Raw genomic sequence first — 18317 nt, forward strand, 5'->3', positions numbered from 1 at the left:
GCCGGGGCCGTCGTGTCGCCGCGTGCACATCATTGGTCTTACGAGAAGGGCTCATTCGGGTGTTCAGTCGTGTCGCCATCGTGAACCGTGGTGAGGCCGCCATGCGGCTCATCCACGCAGTCCGGGACATCGCCGCCGAGAGCGGAACACCGATCGAGACCGTCGCACTGCACACCGACGTCGACCGCACGGCCGCGTTCGTGCGCGAGGCCGACCTGGCCTACGATCTCGGTCCCGCCTCCGCCCGCCCCTACCTGAACCTGGAGACGCTCGAGCGCGCCCTGGTCGAGACCGGGGCCGACGCCGCCTGGGTCGGTTGGGGCTTCGTCGCCGAGGACCCCGCCTTCGCCGACATGTGCGAACGCATCGGGGTCACCTTCGTCGGCCCCAGCGGCGAGGCCATGCGCAAACTCGGCGACAAGATCGGCGCCAAACTCATCGCCGAGGAGGTCGGCGTCCCCGTCGCCCCCTGGAGCCGCGGCGCCGTCGAGAACCTGGACGCCGCCCTCGAGGCCGGTGAGAAGATCGGCTACCCGCTGATGCTCAAGGCCACCGCCGGCGGCGGCGGACGCGGCATCCGCGTCATCAACAACGGCGAAGAACTCGCCGACGCCTACGAACGCACCAGCCAGGAGGCCCAGCGCGCCTTCGGCAGCGGCGTCGTCTTCCTCGAGCGCCTGGTCACCGGCGCCCGCCACGTCGAGGTCCAGGTCATCGCCGACGGCCAGGGCACCGCCTGGGCCCTGGGCGTACGCGACTGCTCGGTCCAACGACGCAACCAGAAGGTCATCGAGGAGTCCGCCTCCCCCCTCCTGGACGCCGAACAGACCGACGAGCTCAAGACCTCCGCCGAACGCCTGGCCATCGCCGTGGGCTACCGCGGCGCCGCCACCGTCGAATTCCTCTACCACCCCGGCGAGCGACTCTTCGCCTTCCTGGAGGTCAACACCCGACTCCAGGTCGAACACCCCATCACCGAATCCACCACCGGATTCGACCTGGTCCGCGCCCAACTGCACGTGGCCGCCGGCGGCCGCCTGGAGGGCGAACCCCCCGCCGAACGCGGACACGCCGTCGAGGCCCGCCTCAACGCCGAGGACCCCGACCGCGACTTCGCCCCCTCCCCCGGCCGCATCGCCCGCCTGGACCTGCCCGCCGGCCCCGGCATCCGCGTCGACACCGGCGTCGCCGAAGGCGACACCATCCCCGCCGACTTCGACTCGATGATCGCCAAGATCATCGCCTACGGCCGCGACCGCGACCAGGCCATGGCCCGCCTGCGCCGCGCCATGCGCGAGACCACCGTCATCATCGAGGGCGGCGCCACCAACAAGAGCTTCGTCCTGGACCTGCTGGACCGGCCCGAGGTCATCGACGCCACCGCCGACACCGGCTGGATCGACCGGGTCCGCGCCGAAGGCGGCCTGGTCTCCCACCGCCACTCCGCCGTGGCCCTGACCGCCGCCGCCATCGAGGCCTACGAAGAGGAGGAACGCGTCGAACTCGACCGTCTCCTCTCCACCGCCTTCGGCGGCCGCCCCCAGGTCCAGCACGAGAGCGGCCGCCCCCTGGACCTCAAACTCCGCGGCGTCGGCTACCGCGTACGCGTGGCCCGCGTGGGCGCCCACCGCTTCCGCGTCGGCCTCGAAGCCGGAGAGACCACCCGCACCGCCGACGTCGAACTCGAACGCTTCGACGACCACAGCGGCCGGATCACCGTCAACGGCACCCGCTACCACCTGCTCATCGGCACCCACGGCCCCGTCCACCTGGTCGAGATCGACGGCGTCGCCCACCGGGTCAGCCTGGACGAGGGCGGCGTACTGCGCTCGCCCACGCCCGCCCTGGTCGTGGCCACCCCGCTGGAGGTCGGCGCCGAGGTCGAGGCCGGAGCCCCCGTCCTGGTGCTGGAGAGCATGAAAATGGAGACGGTGCTGCGCGCACCCTTCAAGGCACGCCTGAAGGAATGCGCCGTCACCGTGGGAGCCCAGGTCGAGACCGGCGCCCCCCTGCTGCGCCTGGAGCCCATCGCCGACGGCGACGAGGAGACCGCCCAGAGCACCGAGCCGGTCGAACTCGACCTGCCCGAACAGCCTTCCGACGTACCCCTGCCCACCCGCGTCGAACGCGGCGGCGAGGACCTGCGCAGCCTCCTGCTGGGCTTCGACACCGACCCGAACGACGAACGCCGCCTCCTCCAGGACCACCTGGCCGCCCGCGCCGACGTCATCCGGTCCGGCCACAGCCCACTGGCCCACGAGCTCCCGCTCATCGAGGTCTTCGCCGACCTGGCCGAACTCAGCCGCAACCGGCCCGCCGGAGCCGACGACGTCGACGGCACCGTGCACAGCCCCCGCGAATACCTGCACACCTACCTCCAGAGCCTGGACGTGGAGCGCGCCGGACTGCCCGCCTCCTTCCAGAACAAGCTCTCCCAGGCCCTGGCCCACTACGGCGTCACCGACCTGGAGCGCACCCCCGCCCTGGAGTCCGCGCTCTTCCGCATCTTCCTGGCCCAGCAGCGCGCCGCCACCGACGTCACCATCGTCACCACCCTGCTGCGCTCCTGGCTGGAGGAGGCCCCGCCCTCCGCCGAACTGCGCGAACCCGCCGGCCTGGCCCTGGAACGCCTCGTGGCCGCCACCCAGGTCCGCTTCCCCGCCGTCGCCGACCTGGCACGCGGCGTGGTCTTCGCCTGGTTCGGCCAGCCCCTGCTGCGCCGCAACCGCGCCCGCGTCTACGCCGAGGTACGCCGCCACCTGCGCCACCTGGACGAGCACCCCGACGCACCCGACCGCGCCGAGCGCATCGCCTCGATGGTGCGCACCACCGAACCGCTCGTCCGCGTCCTGGGCCAGCGCCTGGTCCGCTCCGACCTGGACAACTCGGTGATGCTCGAGGTCCTGACCCGCCGCTACTACGGCAACAAGGGCCTGACCGACGTACGCACCGTCGACTCCGCCGGCTGCTCCTACGTGGTCGCCGAACGTCGCGGCTCGCGCCTGATCTCCACCGCCGTGGCCTTCGAACGCCTGGGCGAGGCCCTGCGCGGCCTGGCCGACCTGACCGAGGGCTCCGCCGACGTCGACGCCGACATCTACCTGTCCTGGGAGAAGCAGCCCGAGGACTTCGACGCCATGGCCGACGCGCTGCACCAGGCGCTCGCCCTGCTGCCCACCCCCGAACGGGTCCGCCGCCTGACCACCACCGTCGCCGGCCGCGATGGCGCGGTCATGCACCACCACTTCACCTTCCACCCCACCGCCGAGGGGATGGTCGAGGACCGTCTCATCCGCGGCCTGCACCCCTACATCGCCGAGCGCATGCAGATGCAGCGGTGGAACCGCTTCGACCTGACCCGCCTGCCGTCCCTGGACGAAGAGGTCAACCTGTTCCGGGCCGTGGCCCAGGACAACCCCTCCGACGACCGTCTGGTGGCCTTCGCCCAGATCCGCGACCTCACCGAACTGCGCGACCAGGAGGGCAGGCTCATCTCCCTGCCCACCGCCGAGAACACCATCGCCACCTGCCTGGACTCCATCCGTCGAGCCCTGTCCGGACGGCCCGCGCGCAAGCGCTTCAACACCAACCGGATCGTGCTCTACGTCTGGCCGCCCATCGACATCACCCGCGAGGAACTCAAGGCGATCGGGCGACGCGTCCTGCCCACCGTCGCCGGCACCGGCCTGGAGGAGCTCCTCTTCATCGGCCGACAGCGCGACGCTGAGACGGGCGAGCTGACCAAGACCGCCGTACGCGTCACCTTCGACGCCACCGGCGCCCCGGGCCTGACCATCGAGGCCCCCTCCACCGAGCCGGTCGAGCCCATCGACGACTACCGGCAGAAGGTGCTGCGCGCCAGTGCCCGCAACACCGTCTACCCCTACGAGCTCGTCGACCTGCTCGGCGACTTCGCCGAATACGACCTGGACGAGAACCACGCCCTGGTCCCGGTCCGCCGCCCCAAGGGCCGCAACGGCGCCGCCATCGTCGCCGGCGTGGTCACCACCACCACCGAACTCCACCCCGAGGGCCTGTCCCGCGTGGTGCTGCTGGGCGACCCCACCAAGTCGCTGGGCGCGCTCTCCGAAGGCGAATGCCGCCGCGTCATCGCCGCCCTGGACCTGGCCGAACGGATGGAGGTGCCACTGGAGTGGTACGCCCTGTCCGCCGGCGCCCGCATCTCCATGGAATCGGGCACCGAGAACATGGACTGGGTGGCCGCCGCCCTCAAGCGCATCGTGGAGTTCACCCAGGACGGCGGCGAGATCAACATCGTCGTCGCCGGTATCAACGTCGGCGCCCAGCCGTACTGGAACGCCGAGGCGACGATGCTCATGCACACCAAGGGCATCCTGGTGATGACCCCCGACTCGGCGATGGTGCTCACCGGCAAGCAGTCCCTGGACTTCTCCGGCGGCGTCTCGGCCGAGGACAACCACGGCATCGGCGGCCACGACCGGGTCATGGGCCCCAACGGCCAGGCCCAGTACTGGGCCCCCGACCTGCTCACCGCCCGCGACATCCTCATGTCGCACTACGACCACACCTACATCGCCCCGGGCGAGAGCGCGCCCCGACGGGCCGCCACCTCCGACCCGATCGACCGCGACATCTCCGACCACCCGCACGTGGTCGAGGGCAGCGACTTCACCACCGTCGGCGAGATCTTCTCCGTCGAGGCCAACCCCGACCGCAAGAAGCCCTTCGACATCCGCACCGTGATGAAGGCCCTGGCCGACCAGGACCACCCGGCCCTGGAACGCTGGGCCGGCATGGCCGACGCCGACACCGCCGCGGTCCAGGACGTGCACCTGGGCGGCATCCCCGTCTGCCTGGTCGGTATCGAATCGCGTTCGGTGCCCCGGCGCGGCTTCCCGCCGGCCGACGGCCCCGACACCTACACCGCCGGAACCCTGTTCCCGCAGTCGTCGAAGAAGGTCGCCCGCGCCATCAACACCGCCAGCGGCAACCGCCCGCTCGTGGTCCTGGCCAACCTGTCCGGCTTCGACGGATCACCCGAATCCCTGCGCAAGCTCCAGCTGGAGTACGGCGCCGAGATCGGCCGCGCGATCGTCAACTTCCAGGGCCCGATCGTGTTCTGCGTGATCTCGCGCTACCACGGCGGCGCGTTCGTGGTCTTCTCCAAGGCCCTGAACCCGAACATGACCGTCCTGGCCCTGGAGGGCTCCTTCGCCTCCGTGCTGGGCGGCGCCCCGGCCGCCGCGGTGGTCTTCTCCGGCGAGGTGAACGCCCGCACCGCCGCCGACCCGCGCGTCAAGGAACTCGAGGGCCGCGTCTCGGCCGCCTCGGGCGCCGAACGCGCCGCCGCCTCGGCCGAACTCGACGACGTACGCTCCTCGGTGCGCGCCGAGAAGCTGGGCGAGGTCGCCGCCGAGTTCGACGCCGTCCACAGCATCCGCCGCGCCGTCGAGGTCGGCTCGGTGGACGCGGTCATCGAAGCCGCCCAGATGCGTCCGCGCATCATCCAGGCCATCGAGGACCACGGCGACAAGTAGCCCGAACACGACGAAGGCCCGCCGAGCGATGCTCGGCGGGCCTTCTCACGCTTTGAGCGGGCCGGCACGGCGGTCGCCTCACGGCGGATGGCACAACAGGGCTCCTGCCACCTTGCGGTGCGGTATTCCCTGAAGGCTTTGTGTAGAGCCCGGGGGACACTTTCTACCGCGCCGACCCGCACCGTGTAACGACCCTCCCCCCGGGGCTATTCCGGGCCCATCCGATTTTTCTTCGCGCTCTTTCGCCCACCTGAGGAGACCGCCCCCGAATCCCCTCCCGAAACCCCCACACGGCCCGCCCGGACCTGGCACTGTTACCCCAGGTGACCGACACCGGACCGAAGGTGTCCACGCGCGGACGGTCCGCGCCACCGACCGACCCCCGACCCCGAACGGGACCGGGAACCGACCTGGAAAGAGGCGACGTGGTGGTGGAGTTGCGAGGGACCGAGGTCCCACCGGAAGAGGACGACACCGCGCTGACCGGCATCGTCTCCTCGGCGATGCTCATGCACGCGGTCTCGGCGCTGGTCGGCCTGGGCGTGATCGACGCCCTCGCCGACGGCCCCCTCACCCTCACCGACCTGGCCCGCCGACTCCAAGTGGAGGAGGACCGTCTGCTCATCGTCGTGCGCCCCGCCACCGTCGCCGGACTACTCCGCGAGAACGGACCCGATCTGTTCACCCTGAGCCCCTCGGGAGAACGGTTGCGCGCCGACGACCCCTCCGGGCTGCGCGACCTGTTCCACATGTGCACCTACGGCGACTTCCTCCAGGCCTGGACCCACCTGGAAGAGGCGATACGCACCGGCCGCACCGCCTTCGAACTCCACACCGGCCGAGAACTCTTCGGCTACCTCGGCGACAACCGCGAGGAGGCGACCATCTTCCACCGGGCCATGAACGCCTCCGCCCCCGTCCCCGCCCTCCTGGAACGCGCCGACCTGCCCCGCCAAGGGACCGTGGCCGACCTCGGCGGCGGCGAGGGCGCCGCCCTGGCCACCATCCTGCGCGCACGCCCCCACCTCGAAGGGATCCTCTTCGACCTGCCCGAGGTCGTGGAGGGCGCCGCCCCACTCCTGCGCACCGAAGGCGTCGACCGACGCTGCACCATCGTGGGCGGCAGCTTCTTCGACCGGGTCCCCCCGGGCGCGGACGTCTACCTCATGACCCGCGTGATGCAGAACTGGTCCGACGCCGACGCGCTCCGGATCCTGCGCAACGTCCGCGAGGCCATGCACGACACCTCACGGCTGCTCATCACCGGCCACCTCCCCGAACGCGAACGCCCCAGCCGCTACCTGGAGGCCATGAGCCTGAGCATGTTCGTCCTGTACGGGGCGCCCCTGCGCACCTCCGAACGCTACGAGGAACTCTTTCACCGGGCCGGCCTCGCCCTGCGAGCCGTACACCGCGTCCCCGAAGGGGAATCGATCATGGACGTACGCCGCGCGCCCTGACCCCCGTGAGACGACGAAGTGGGGCGCCGACCCGGCCGGCGCCCCACTCGGTCAGGACACCTCGGCGTCCTCATAGGTCCCGTCCGGCCGCAACGGCCTCAGGACCAGATGCCCCTGACGCGGATGGAAACAGGACGCCTCCCCGCGCAGCCGAGGCAGCACCGGCATCAGCACGTGATAGCAGCAGACCGAGGAGGCCACGTCCAACACCTCCGGGCTACTGAGCAGAAAGGGCAGCTCGGCGCGCAGATAGTCCATCCCCGCCCGGAACCGGGCCCCCTCCGGATCCTCGACCGGACCCAGCACATGCCGGACGTGATCCTCACAGGCGGCCCGCAACAGCGGATTCTCCTCGATCTCCCGATCGATCCGCCGCGAGGCCGTACGGTAGCCGGGCAACTCGGCGATCTCCGACAACGCCACCGTACGGACCCGGGCCGGCACGTCCCCGGCCGACTCCACCGCCCGACGGATACGACGCCGCACGTCCCGCAACGCACGATGGGTCCGCCGGGCCGCGTGCTCGGCATCCATCCCCGAGGCGCGGAACGCCGACTCCACGTGCAGATCGGCGTAGAGGACGTCCACCGAGGCGAAACGCCGCCCCGTCCAGTCCAACAGTTGAGCGATCCGATACTGGCTGAAGTAGCCGTTACCGACGCTCACCCCGACCAGGGCGTGCTCGCCCTTCTCCACCAGACGCTCACAGTTGGTGGTGAAGGGCCGCGCCTCGAACACCGCGCCCTCCCCGCCGACCTCGAAATCAGGCTGAGATGGCACCGGGCTCCTCCACAACGGCCGCCAGACGATCGCACAGATCGTCCAACAGGACATCGAGCTCCCGATCGGTCATCGCACCGCACATGACGTCGTCCATGCTCGCCCGCAGATCGGCCAACGCCGGACTCTCCTCGCCCCCGAGCCCGTCCCGCAAGGCCAGTACCCGACGCGCCGCGTCCAGACAGCGCAACGGACCGTACGAGGGCGGCTCCTGAAGCAGCCCGCGGCCACTACTGAGCAGGTAGGCGGCGAGCAACAAGAGCTCCTCGCGCATGTGGCGGTCGTCAGTTGCCCCAGCACTCATGGCTGATCACCTCGTTACGATCACGTCGGGGAGCGGCTTCGAGCGGACGGGCCGGATGGCCGATCGACACCAACAGCAGCGGCTCCAGATGTTCGGGCAACCCCAGGAACCTGCGCACCGGCGCCTTACGGAAACTGGCCGAGGGACAGCCCCCCAACCCCAGGGCGTGCGCCGCGAGCAGCAGGTTCTCCACCGCCATCGCCACGCACAACATGCCCTCGTCCCAGGCCCCGCCACCGCCCACCGCGCGAGAACGGTCGAAACAGGCCGCCACCACCAGGGGAGGACGTTCGATGATGCCCGGAGAGAAGGCGTGCACCATCCGCAACGTCCGCGTCCGACGGACCATCACGAAACCCCACGCCTGCTTATTGGAGGCCGAGGGGGCCGCCACCATCGCATCCGCCAGATGCTCCAGGGTCTCGTCGTCCACCGGTCTGTCGCTGAAGGACCGTACGACCCTTCTCGAGGTCAAGACCCGCAACATGTGCGGGTTCGGGCCGTCGTCCCGGTGTCCCGGTTCCGCGACCTCCACAGCGACACCCACTCTCCGTGTCGAGTAAAATACCGAGTGCAATATAGCGTGGACGGCGTACCACCGGACCGACATTCACAGCTTCCGGTGGCCATCGGATGAAGGACTTCACCGAAAGGTCGTCAACACCCGTGTCGAGCCCTCTCTCCCCCACGCCCGTCAACGATTCCGCGCTGCGTCTCTTCGAACTCATCACCACCAGCTGGGTCTCGGCCGCCGTCGGCGCCGCCGCCGAACTCGGCATCGCCGACGCCATGTCCGAGACCCCCACCCCCGTGGACCAGATCGCCAAACGCGTCGGCGCCGACACCGACGCCCTGGACCGCCTCCTACGCGCCTGCGCCGACCTGGACCTGGTCGCCGAGACCTCCACCGGCGTCTTCACCCTCACCGAACTCGGCGCCGCCCTGCGCACCGATTCCCCCCACTCCATGCGCGGCTACGCCCGCTGGCTGAACTCCCCCGCCGAACGCTCCACCATGGGCCACCTCGCCGAGGCCGTCCGCACCGGCGGACCCGTCTTCGAAGCCGTCCACGGCGTCCCCGCCTGGACCTATATGCGCGCACACCCCGAGAGCGCCGCCCTCTTCGACCAGGGCATGACCGACATCTCCTCCCAGATCACCCGTTCCCTGGCCGAGGAGTACGACTTCGGCGACAGCCGACTCCTCATCGACATCGGCGGCGGCAAGGGCCGCCTCATCTCCCTCATCCTTCAGAACCACCCCCACCTGCACGGCGTGCTCTACGACCGCCCCGAGGTCGTCGACGACGTCGACCCCGCCCTCACCACCGGCGCACTCGCCGAGCGCTGCCACGTCGAGGGCGGTGACTTCCTCACCTCCGTCCCCACCGGAGGCGACACCTACCTGCTCGCCAGCGTCATCCACAACTGGAACGACGAGGACTCCACCCGGATCCTCACCCACTGCCGCCACGCCATGGCCCCCCAAGGCCGCGTCCTGCTCGCCGAGGTCCTCATGCCCGAGGAACCCGCAGCGGCCCGGACCGCCAAGTTCATGGACCTGAGCATGCTCGTCCACTGCGACGGCAGGCAGCGCACCCGCGCCGAGTTCACCGCACTCCTCGACCGCTCCGGCCTGCGCCTGAACCGGATCGTGCCCTGTAGCGGAGTGAGCGTCGTCGAGGCCGTGGCCGCCTGAGACCCCGAAGAACGCACGGCGCGGGCCCCACCGGGGACCCGCGCCGCACGTGAACCGGGAGGGATCAGCAGCCGGTGCTGCTGGTGATGGTGGTGTTGCCGTAGTAACGGATCGCCACCCCGTTGAGCACCGCGCGGACCACGGTGCCGTTGACACGCTGCTCGTAGTGCAGGTGCGGACCGGTCGAACCACCGGTGCTGCCCACCTTGCCGATCACGGTCCCGGTGCTCACCCGGGTGCCCACCGACACCGACTGCGAGTTCAGGTGCGCGTAGAGGGTGGTGACGCCACTGCCGTGGTCGACGATGATGTACTTGCCATAGCTGGTGTTACCCCGATCGGCGACCGTGGTCACGGTACCGGCCGCACTGGAGCGCACGTTCTGGTTCAACGCGTTGGAGCGCTGGAAGTCCACCGACAACTGCGGGTTGTGGTTGGTACGGGTGTTGGCGTTCCAGGTCTGACCACAGTCGAAGGGTGTACGCAGGTTGATCGCGGCGACCGCCTGCTCGCTCGCCACGGCGTTCACCGGGACCAGCACGGCCGTGAACAGGGCCGCGGCCAGGAGGATGCCCAGACGCCTGAACAGGCCTCCGGAACGGGGGATCTTCATAGGGGGTCCTTTCCTCGCGGAAACGGGGGTGCGAGAACTACGCAGGCTCGATACCCACATGAACGACCACGATCACGAAAGACGCCCACTTTTCTTTTCTCCTTCGCCTTCCCGCCGATAATCGGACGAGATCCCCGACCGCGCAGGCGAACACGGTACCCCGGGAAACACCGGACCACCTGCGAGGAACCACCCTCCCGACATCGAAGCCCCCTTCTCCATTATCAAGAACGAATCACCCGAACAACCCCCTTACCCACCACCATCCGACCATTTCCGGAACAGAGAACTCCACCCTCAGGACTTCCCCCGACAGAGAACACGAACGCGCCCGCACGAACGACCGGAACACCCCGGACACACGAAGCGGGCCCCGACCCGAAGACCGGAGCCCGCCTCGAAGACGAGAACGTCAGGGAGCCGGCGTGGTCTCCACGACCTCATCCGGACACTCCGCCGCCACCGCGTTGAGCGCCTCACGCTCGACCTCGTCCACCGACAGACCCCAACGGGTCTTCACCGTGGTCCACTCGGTCACATAGCGGCAGTGCGCGTCGGCCGAAGGCGGCATCCACTCCGACGGATCCTTGTCGGCCTTGGACCGATTGGAGGCGGCACTGACCGCCACCAACGCGACCGGCTCGTCCAGATCGTTGGCATAGGCCTGACGACGCTGCGTGCTCCACTCCGAAGCACCCGAATCCCAGGCCTCGGCCAACGGGACCATGTGGTCGATGTCCAACCCGCGAGCATTGTCGAAGGTGCGATCGTCGTAGTAGGAGTACCACTCACCGCCGGTCAGACGGCAACGCTCACCCTGCTCGGGGGCCACGACCGCCTCCTCCAAAAGCACCTCCGCCCGGGTGTTGCAGCCGTTGCGATCGGCGTCGATCCAGTGCGGGAAGAGGCTTCGGTCATAGCCATCACGGGACTCCTCGGCCACCTCCAAGGCCTCGATCGCGTCGGCCAGAGGGACGGGCGCGGCATAGGCGGGGGACGGGGCCGACAGAAGTGCGGCGGCGAACGGGAGAACGGCGAGGGCGGCCGAACGTCGGCTCATGCGGGGTGACCTTTCCATGGACATCACTGAAAGTGATGATCCAGGCCCCGCAGTACACGGAGCAACCCGACACCCCGACGACCGAGACCGGCCTGAAAGCCGAGCCCAGAAGCGGAAAAGGACATTCAGCGCAACAAAGATCAAGCGCCGTTCCGGCCCCGTCCGTTACCCTGAGTGGATGATCGTCCGGAACGCCACCGGCCTCGACGGACCCGCCATCAGCGATCTCATGGTCCGCGCGGCCCCGCACTTCGACACCAAGTGCTACCCGGACCAGCTACTACCACCCGGAATGACCGTCCTCGTCGCGATGGAGAACGGACGCGTGGTCGGCTGGCTCGAAGGCGTGCTCGACTGGGACTACACCGAACCCGGAGCACCCACTCCCCCACCCCACGGATACATCCTCGCGGTCGTCGTCGACCCCGAATCACGCAGACGAGGCATCGGACGCGCCCTACTGGACCTGTTCGTCGCCGAGGCCCGCGAGGCCGACGTCCGCTGGGTCTACCTGATCCCCGAAGGAGGCGAAGGGACCGCCGGACGACTGGCGTTCTTCCACGCCGCCGGCTTCACCGAACTCCCACCCACCGACGACCCGCTACCGCCCATGGGCCGCTGGACCGACGTCGAGGCCATGGCCCACCACTAGAGGGCGACAGAGGGCGGGCACCCGCGGCCCGCCCCGGAAAACCCCTAGCCCGCGGCCACCTGGGCGATGAGCTGAGCCTGGATCCGCAGATCGTTACGGACGATCCACCGCACGAAACGATCGGCGATACGACCCCGCCAGGCACTGTGGACACCCTTGCGCAGATACAGCCTCGCGTGACCCCCGACCGGCTCGATCACGATCTCGAACACGCGGTGAGGATCCTCGTTCCCCTCAAAGGCATGACTCCAGGTGACCGCACGCCCCGGAACGGAGTGCGTGATCCACTCCCGCTCCCTCCTGCCGTCATCACGGGTCAACTCCACCGAACCATCGCCGAGAAGCCGCGAGGACACCGCGCCCCGATCCCACTCGCCCCGACGCTCCACCGACCCCACCAGCGCCCAGAGCCGCTCGGCCGACACCGGCACCTCCGACTCATAGACGTCGTACTTCCACCCCTTACCCCGCGACCCCGCCGCGAGGTCACCCTCGCCCCAAGGCGAAAGCGAGCCCTCCCGATCGGCGATCGGCTCATCCAGCGCCCCACGAACCCGATCGGTGTCCACGCCCAGGCGGTCCAACAGCCGCCGGATCCGCCCGCCCTCATCGTCGATCAACGCGGCGAGCAACGCCTGATCACCACCGGCCACCGGGCACTCGTCCACCAGCTCACGCAGCCGCGGCGCCAACGGCAACAGCCCCGCCGTGATCACCTCCGGCCTCCCCTCCGCCGCGGCCGAAGGCACCTCGACCCCCAACAGCGCCAGATCCTCTCCCAGAAGCCCGGCGATCGCCGCACGCGCCTCGACCAGCCCCACACCGGCGTCCATGAGCAGCCGGGCCGCCGGACCACCGTTGACCAGCAACCCCAGGAACAGATGCTCGAAGCCGACATCGGGATGGCCCGTGCGCACGGCCTCGTTGCCTCCCGCCCCCTCGATCACCGTGCGGTCGTATCCCCTGCCACGGGCGGCGGGCTCGGCGGACACGTTCGTCATCACTGACCTCTTCCAGTAGGGGCGATGTGACTCAGTCGTTTCGCGTACTTCTTGTGGACGGCCTGCCGGGTCACCCCGAGCGCGGCGGCGATGGAGGACCAGGACTCACCCGAACGCAGCGCCTCCTCCACCTGGCGCAACTCCAGAGCGTCGACCAACGCGCGCAGCGAGGCCACGGCGCGCAGGCCGTCCATGGGCGTCGAGGTGTCCGACGCGGCCGCCGCGAGTTGAACAGCATCCATGCCGTCAACCTAGGTTGCGCACCACCTTCATGTCAACCCAGGTTGCTACAAGCGGGGGAAACATCCCCCGTTCCCATGACCACATACGGCCGAAGACCCCCACCACGTCTGATCCCACCCCACCCGGGGAATGCCCTCCACCGACCCTCCACGAAGCGACGAGCCATTCCCTCCCTTTCGAGCCACGGGAGAATCCGTGCCACCCGAAATCGCTCTCATTCGCTGGACCGAGAAGAACACCGCCTCCACCCCGGACCAGGACGACCTCGACATTCCCCACGAAGTCGACCACGCCTTATCAGAAGCCCCCGGAGAACACCCGGAACCCCTCCCAAGAACCACCCCGGAATACACGACGGAGCCCCCCTCACACCCCCGAGTCGACGACCGACCCCTGAACGAAACCCCGGGCCTCACCCTCGACCACACCACCGAGCGGCACACCGACGACCCCCTCGCCGAACTGAGATCGCTCCACCCCCACCTGCTCACCCCGGAGCAGAAGGAACTGCTGTGGTCGGAATCGGCCACCCCGGAACCCTGCCGCCACCACCTGGGAGAACCGGCCGAACCCTGCGGCTCCACACCCAGCCGGCTCTACCAGAGGGGCCGCCGCTGCTTCACCCACGCACCGGACCCCATCGCCGCCCCCACCACATCGACCCACTGACACCCCGGGCCCCTACGCCCCGGCCACGACTCACTCCCCCGCCCACGGCACCGCGTACCCCGGAACGGAGGGCCACCGCACCGTCAACACCACCGACTCTTCCTCGGCGACCCAGGAATGGTCGACACCCCGACCCCACACGACATAGTCACCCTGCTCTTCCAGCAGGACGCTACGGCCGGGCAGCTCCACACGAAAGCGTCCGCTGATGAGCACCAGAAGAGCGGTCCGCCGCTCGCCCCTCACCCACTGCGCTCTCGTGTCACCGGCAGGATGGACACCCCACTTGATCTCGACGTCCTCGCTGTGCCGGGGGTCGTCGGCATCCTTGAAATGGCCGAGGATCCAGCCCCGGTCCAGCGCGGCGTCCTTGCCCGCGTTCCCCACATAAACACCATCGTTCACGTGATCGGACGCTAACAGTGTCCGAACCAGGGTGAACCCGAGGTCCCATCGAGCGGGGCGACCACGATCTCGGCGCACGTGGACTCCACGTTCTGTCACCGGCCCCGACTAACCTTTCCCGTCCACCCACGAGGAGGTCTGATGGAGAACACGGTCGGGCATGGCGACGGAGAGTTCCCGATTCCTCGAATCGTCGACCGCGCGGAATGGGAGGACGCCCGGCGGACGCTGTTGGACCAGGAGAAGGCCCTGACACGGATGAGCGACGCCATCGCGGCACAACGCCGACGCATGCCCGCCGTCGAGGTCCCCGGCGACTACGAATTCACCGGACCCGACGCAACGGTGACCCTACGAGATCTGTTCGACGGTCGACCCCAACTGATCGTCCAGCACTTCATGTTCTCCCCCGACCGGGACGCCGGATGCGACGGATGCTCCATGATGGCCGACTCCATCGGCCCGTTGTCGCACCTGAACGCGCGCCGCACCTCCTTCGCCCTGGTGTCCCGCGCACCGATCGAGCGGCTGATGGCGTTCCGATCTCGAATGGGGTGGGACCTGCCCTGGGTCTCCAGCGCCGGAACGACGTTCAACGAGGACTTCGAAGCGACGGTCGACGGCGAGGAACGCCAGGCCATCAGCGTGTTCCTGCGCCGAGGGGACCGCGTCCTCCACACCTGGTCGACGTTCGCGCGTGGGGAAGAACCGTTCATGCAGGTCTTCGGCCTCCTGGATCTGACCCCGTACGGACGGCAGGAGACCTGGGAGAACTCACCGGCCGGTTGGCCGCAGGACCGGCCCTATGAATGGATGAGGCTCCACGACGACTACGGTGCCGCGACATCCGGATGTGCTCACCACGCCGACCGGTGAGGTGTCCCGGATCCACATACGTCACCCGACCGGCGGAGCCGGTTCCGTGGGAAGGTCGCGGGTGAGCGCCTTGCCGAGGTGGACCACCCCGTCCTCCTCGGCGTCGATCACGAACCCTTCACTCCGATAGAGGGCGATGTTGCGGGTGCTCTTGGCGCCCGTGCTCAACTCGACCCGGTCGCATTCGGCGGCCAGATCCGCCTCCGCGCGGCGCAGGAGTCGGCGTCCGATACCGACTCCGCGCATGTCCGGGGCCACGGCGAGGCGACCGATCCGCCCGGTTCGGCCCTCATGACGGACACGGACCATGGCGATCAGGCGCCCGTCCCGCCACAGCCCCGTGGTCCTCCACTGTGACAGCCAGCGAGCGACATCGTCCACGCTCTCTCGCAGCGGCGCGAGGGCGAGCGAGTCGTTGTCTAGGGCCTCATCCACCCAGCAGCAACGTTGCAGCACGGTCACCTCGCCCGCGTCGTCCGGGGTCATGACACGGGTGTGACTTCCGGGCACCGGACCTTCGGCGTCGTCCTGCCCCAACGCCTCACGCAGGGGGCGCAGCGCCCGCGAGACGCGGACGGCCTCACGGAGCACCCCCTCGGCCGCCGCGTCGTGGCGCGGGCTCCGCCGGACCCGCCCGTCCACGATCGCGTCGTGGATACGAAGGGCGACCGTCGCACCGAGCGGAACGAGGCGCAGGGTGGTCGCGACCTCCTTGGTGTGCTGCACCGACCGGGTTCCCGCCGAGGTGTTGCCGTAACTGATGAATCCCATCGGCTTCCAGGCCCACTCCTTACCGAGATAGTCGAGGGCGTTCTTCAAGGGGGCGGGCATCCCGTAGTTGTACTCGGGTGTCACGACGATGAAGCCGTCGACCGCGTCGACCAGTTCACTCCAGCGTTTCGTATGCGGCCGGCGGTAGATCCCGCTGGAGGGGTGCTCCTCCTCATCGAGGAACGGCAGAGCGAGTTCGGCCAGGGAGAGCGGCTGCAACCGCGCTCCGAGCCGCGCCGCCAACGGCGAAACGGTGGTGGTGAACCAGTCGGCGATCGCGGGACCGAGCGAGCCGGGGCGGGTACTGCAGGTGAGGACCATGACCCGGGTCGGCGAAGTCGTAAACATGTAAACGAACCTAGGGGATAGAATGTTTACATGTCAACGAAAAAGCCCGGTTCCGCCGCACCATGGCTCGACGAGCACGAGGAAAGGGCGTGGCGCGCCTTCCGCCGGATGATGATCGCCGTACGGACCGCCACCGTTCGCGACCTCGCCGAGACAGACCTCTCCGAACCGGACTACGAGGTCCTCAGCACCCTGGCCGAATGCCCCGAGGTCACGAGCACGCTTCACGAACAGGCCACGAAGATGGGCTGGTCCCGAAGCCGACTGTCCCGCCACGCCGGCCGCATGGAGACGCGAGGGCTGATCCGTCGAGCACCGGACCCCGCCGACGGACGCGGCTGCCTCCTGATCCTCACCGAGCTCGGCCGGGACACCTTGCGCTCGGCCACCCCCGTCCACCTGGAATCCGTACGACGACACTTCGCCGACCCGCTCGATACCGACGACCTCACCGACCTGATCCGCATCGGCGACAAGATCATGTCGGCCGGAAGGCCACCGGAGAACGGAGCGGACGGCGCGCAGGGCTGACCCCACCCGTCCTTGCGCGTCTCATCGAGACGGACCGTCGACCGACCCGTACGCCGGTGGAGGCGAACCCGAGCCGGGTGGTGCCGGTTACGCCACCGGGACCAGCCGACCTCGGGCGCTCCCCGACGTTCGCCCCCCCATCGTGCCCAGTGCCGTCACCGCTCCACGGCGCGGGGTCCTGATCGGGTCTCCTCAGGCGGGACCCGATCGTCTTTCGAAGGGTTTCCCTCGCGCGAAGGTGCGTCAACCAGAGTCCGAACCTTGACAATGTAGATCATAAACGCCCATATCGGACCGGCGAACTCGGACCGAACGCCTCGCCCCACCTTCCCACCACTTCCGCCCTTCAACCAGAACCCCTCACTCGCGCCCATCACCCCCACCCCTCACCTCCATCGATTTGCCTGCCTACCTATCGGTAGGTAGGTTAACGTCCATGCCTGAACACACCTCGGTCTCCGTGACCGACCTCCGCAAGTCCTACGGAAAGCGCACGGTCCTCGACGGCCTCTCCCTCCAGGTCCGACGCGGGAGCCGCACCGTCGTCCTCGGACCCAATGGCGCCGGCAAGTCCACCCTGCTGGAGATCGTCTCGACGCTGCGCGCACCGACCTCGGGAACGGTCGTGGTGGAGGGCCACGACGTCGTGGCGCACACTCGCGAGGCCCGGCGTCTGATCGGTCTGGTGCCCCAGGCCAACGCCCTGGACCCGTTGGCCACGCCTCGGGAGGTACTCGACTTCCAGGGAACGGTCCTGGGCCTGGGTACCCGGACCACCAGGCGCCGCTCACACGAGTTGCTGGAACTCTTCGGACTCGGGGAACACCGGGACAGCCGGATCTCGAAGCTGTCCGGCGGCACACGCCGCAAGGTCGACCTCGCCGTCGCCCTGGTGGACTCGCCCTCGCTGGTCGTGCTCGACGAGCCCACGACCGGCCTCGACCCGCTCGCCCGCATGGACCTATGGAGGGAGCTCGAACGGCTGACCTCCGAAGGCGAGGTCGGCACGCTGCTGATCTCCACCCAGGACCTGCACGAGGCGGAGGTGCTGGCGAGCGACATCGTCGTCCTGCGCGAGGGGACGGTGGTCGCGCACGATACGCCCGACGCGCTCAAGAACCTCGTGGGCGAACGCACCCTGACGCTGACCCTGGACTCCCCGGAGACGACCGAAGGTCTGGTCGCGACCGGCCGCGCCGGGTTCCGGACCGAGGCCGAGCACCCGACCACGGTGCGCCTGGCCCTGCCCCGCGACCCCGCCGTGCTCCGCGCGGCCCTCGACGACATCGGCGCCGTCGCCGCCTCGGTCGAGGGGATCCGACTGGCCGACCCCTCGCTCGACGACGTGTTCGCGGCCCTGGCCACCGGCTGACCGCGAACGCCCTCC

At 69.2% G+C, this 18317-nt stretch carries 17 protein-coding genes; 8 read left to right on the plus strand and 9 right to left on the minus strand.

The genetic code is table 11. From position 1 onward, the window contains the following. Window positions 1–59 precede the first annotated feature (59 nt). Together U9J66_RS03630 and U9J66_RS03635 are read left to right on the plus strand one after the other, a co-directional pair. Window positions 60–5519 (plus strand): ATP-binding protein, encoded by a 5460-nt coding sequence (locus U9J66_RS03630; protein WP_326337015.1) that lies wholly within the window; start codon window positions 60–62, stop codon window positions 5517–5519. Between the two features lie 323 nt (window positions 5520–5842). Continuing rightward, a complete protein-coding gene (locus U9J66_RS03635) occupies window positions 5843–6979 on the plus strand; it encodes a methyltransferase (RefSeq protein WP_326337016.1) in 1137 nt (378 codons plus the stop codon). 51 nt (window positions 6980–7030) lie between these two features. Here U9J66_RS03635 and U9J66_RS03640 read toward each other — a convergent pair whose 3' ends face one another. From U9J66_RS03640 to U9J66_RS03650, 3 genes are read right to left on the minus strand one after another with little or no spacing between them, the layout of a single operon-like run. Continuing rightward, window positions 7031–7759, minus strand: a complete 729-nt coding sequence (locus tag U9J66_RS03640) for a tRNA-dependent cyclodipeptide synthase (RefSeq protein ID WP_161111889.1) — start codon at window positions 7757–7759, stop codon at window positions 7031–7033. After that, the gene (locus U9J66_RS03645) at window positions 7743–8033 is read right to left on the minus strand and encodes a DUF6092 family protein (protein WP_017534687.1); all 291 of its coding nucleotides are present in this window, start codon (window positions 8031–8033) and stop codon (window positions 7743–7745) included. The genes U9J66_RS03640 and U9J66_RS03645 overlap by 17 nt, the downstream gene beginning before the upstream one ends. Before the next feature lie 10 nt (window positions 8034–8043). Continuing rightward, window positions 8044–8550: a nitroreductase family protein gene (locus U9J66_RS03650; RefSeq protein ID WP_042281961.1), complete on the minus strand. Its 507-nt coding sequence runs from the start codon at window positions 8548–8550 to the stop codon at window positions 8044–8046. A 146-nt stretch (window positions 8551–8696) separates the two neighbouring features. Between U9J66_RS03650 and U9J66_RS03655 the strand changes: the two genes are divergently transcribed. Next, complete coding sequence (locus U9J66_RS03655) at window positions 8697–9761, plus strand: methyltransferase (RefSeq protein WP_161111888.1); 1065 nt, start codon at window positions 8697–8699, stop codon at window positions 9759–9761. Between the two features lie 64 nt (window positions 9762–9825). On the opposite strand, the gene U9J66_RS03660 is transcribed toward U9J66_RS03655, so the two are convergent. Both U9J66_RS03660 and U9J66_RS03665 read right to left on the minus strand, forming a co-directional pair. Further along, a complete protein-coding gene (locus tag U9J66_RS03660) occupies window positions 9826–10374 on the minus strand; it encodes a M23 family metallopeptidase (protein WP_161111887.1) in 549 nt (182 codons plus the stop codon). A 412-nt stretch (window positions 10375–10786) separates the two neighbouring features. Then, window positions 10787–11434, minus strand: a complete 648-nt coding sequence (locus U9J66_RS03665; RefSeq protein ID WP_326337017.1) for an HNH endonuclease family protein — start codon at window positions 11432–11434, stop codon at window positions 10787–10789. A 178-nt stretch (window positions 11435–11612) separates the two neighbouring features. On the opposite strand from U9J66_RS03665, the gene U9J66_RS03670 reads away from it, so the two are divergent. Beyond that, on the plus strand, window positions 11613–12086 hold the full coding sequence (locus U9J66_RS03670; protein WP_014909018.1) for a GNAT family N-acetyltransferase: 474 nt from the start codon (window positions 11613–11615) through the stop codon (window positions 12084–12086). A gap of 44 nt (window positions 12087–12130) precedes the next feature. Here the strand turns inward: U9J66_RS03670 and U9J66_RS03675 are convergent, their stop codons facing one another. Together U9J66_RS03675 and U9J66_RS03680 are read right to left on the minus strand one after the other, a co-directional pair. Further along, a complete protein-coding gene (locus tag U9J66_RS03675; protein ID WP_326337018.1) occupies window positions 12131–13087 on the minus strand; it encodes a Clp protease N-terminal domain-containing protein in 957 nt (318 codons plus the stop codon). Continuing rightward, entirely contained in the window at window positions 13087–13329 is a 243-nt protein-coding gene (locus U9J66_RS03680) for a hypothetical protein (protein WP_014909727.1), read from the minus strand. Before U9J66_RS03680 ends, U9J66_RS03675 begins: the two co-directional genes overlap by 1 nt. A 196-nt stretch (window positions 13330–13525) precedes the next feature. On the opposite strand from U9J66_RS03680, the gene U9J66_RS03685 reads away from it, so the two are divergent. Continuing rightward, on the plus strand, window positions 13526–13999 hold the full coding sequence (locus U9J66_RS03685) for a hypothetical protein (RefSeq protein ID WP_161111884.1): 474 nt from the start codon (window positions 13526–13528) through the stop codon (window positions 13997–13999). Window positions 14000–14029: 30 nt separating this feature from the next. On the opposite strand, the gene U9J66_RS03690 is transcribed toward U9J66_RS03685, so the two are convergent. Next, window positions 14030–14404, minus strand: coding sequence for a signal peptidase I (locus tag U9J66_RS03690; protein ID WP_326337019.1), 375 nt, complete (start codon window positions 14402–14404; stop codon window positions 14030–14032). Between the two features lie 141 nt (window positions 14405–14545). Here U9J66_RS03690 and U9J66_RS03695 point away from each other — a divergent pair, with 141 nt between their 5' ends. Continuing rightward, on the plus strand, window positions 14546–15280 hold the full coding sequence (locus U9J66_RS03695) for a DUF899 domain-containing protein (protein WP_326337020.1): 735 nt from the start codon (window positions 14546–14548) through the stop codon (window positions 15278–15280). Between the two features lie 21 nt (window positions 15281–15301). On the opposite strand, the gene U9J66_RS03700 is transcribed toward U9J66_RS03695, so the two are convergent. Next, complete coding sequence (locus U9J66_RS03700) at window positions 15302–16399, minus strand: bifunctional NAD(P)H-dependent oxidoreductase/GNAT family N-acetyltransferase (RefSeq protein WP_161111881.1); 1098 nt, start codon at window positions 16397–16399, stop codon at window positions 15302–15304. Window positions 16400–16429: 30 nt separating this feature from the next. Here U9J66_RS03700 and U9J66_RS03705 point away from each other — a divergent pair, with 30 nt between their 5' ends. Further along, window positions 16430–16930, plus strand: coding sequence for a MarR family winged helix-turn-helix transcriptional regulator (locus U9J66_RS03705; protein ID WP_026125020.1), 501 nt, complete (start codon window positions 16430–16432; stop codon window positions 16928–16930). A gap of 436 nt (window positions 16931–17366) precedes the next feature. Further along, window positions 17367–18302 (plus strand): ABC transporter ATP-binding protein, encoded by a 936-nt coding sequence (locus U9J66_RS03710; protein WP_326337021.1) that lies wholly within the window; start codon window positions 17367–17369, stop codon window positions 18300–18302. Window positions 18303–18317: the final 15 nt, after the last annotated feature.

Source organism: Nocardiopsis sp. LDBS1602 (assembly GCF_035818715.1).
Taxonomy (GTDB): domain Bacteria; phylum Actinomycetota; class Actinomycetes; order Streptosporangiales; family Streptosporangiaceae; genus Nocardiopsis; species Nocardiopsis alba.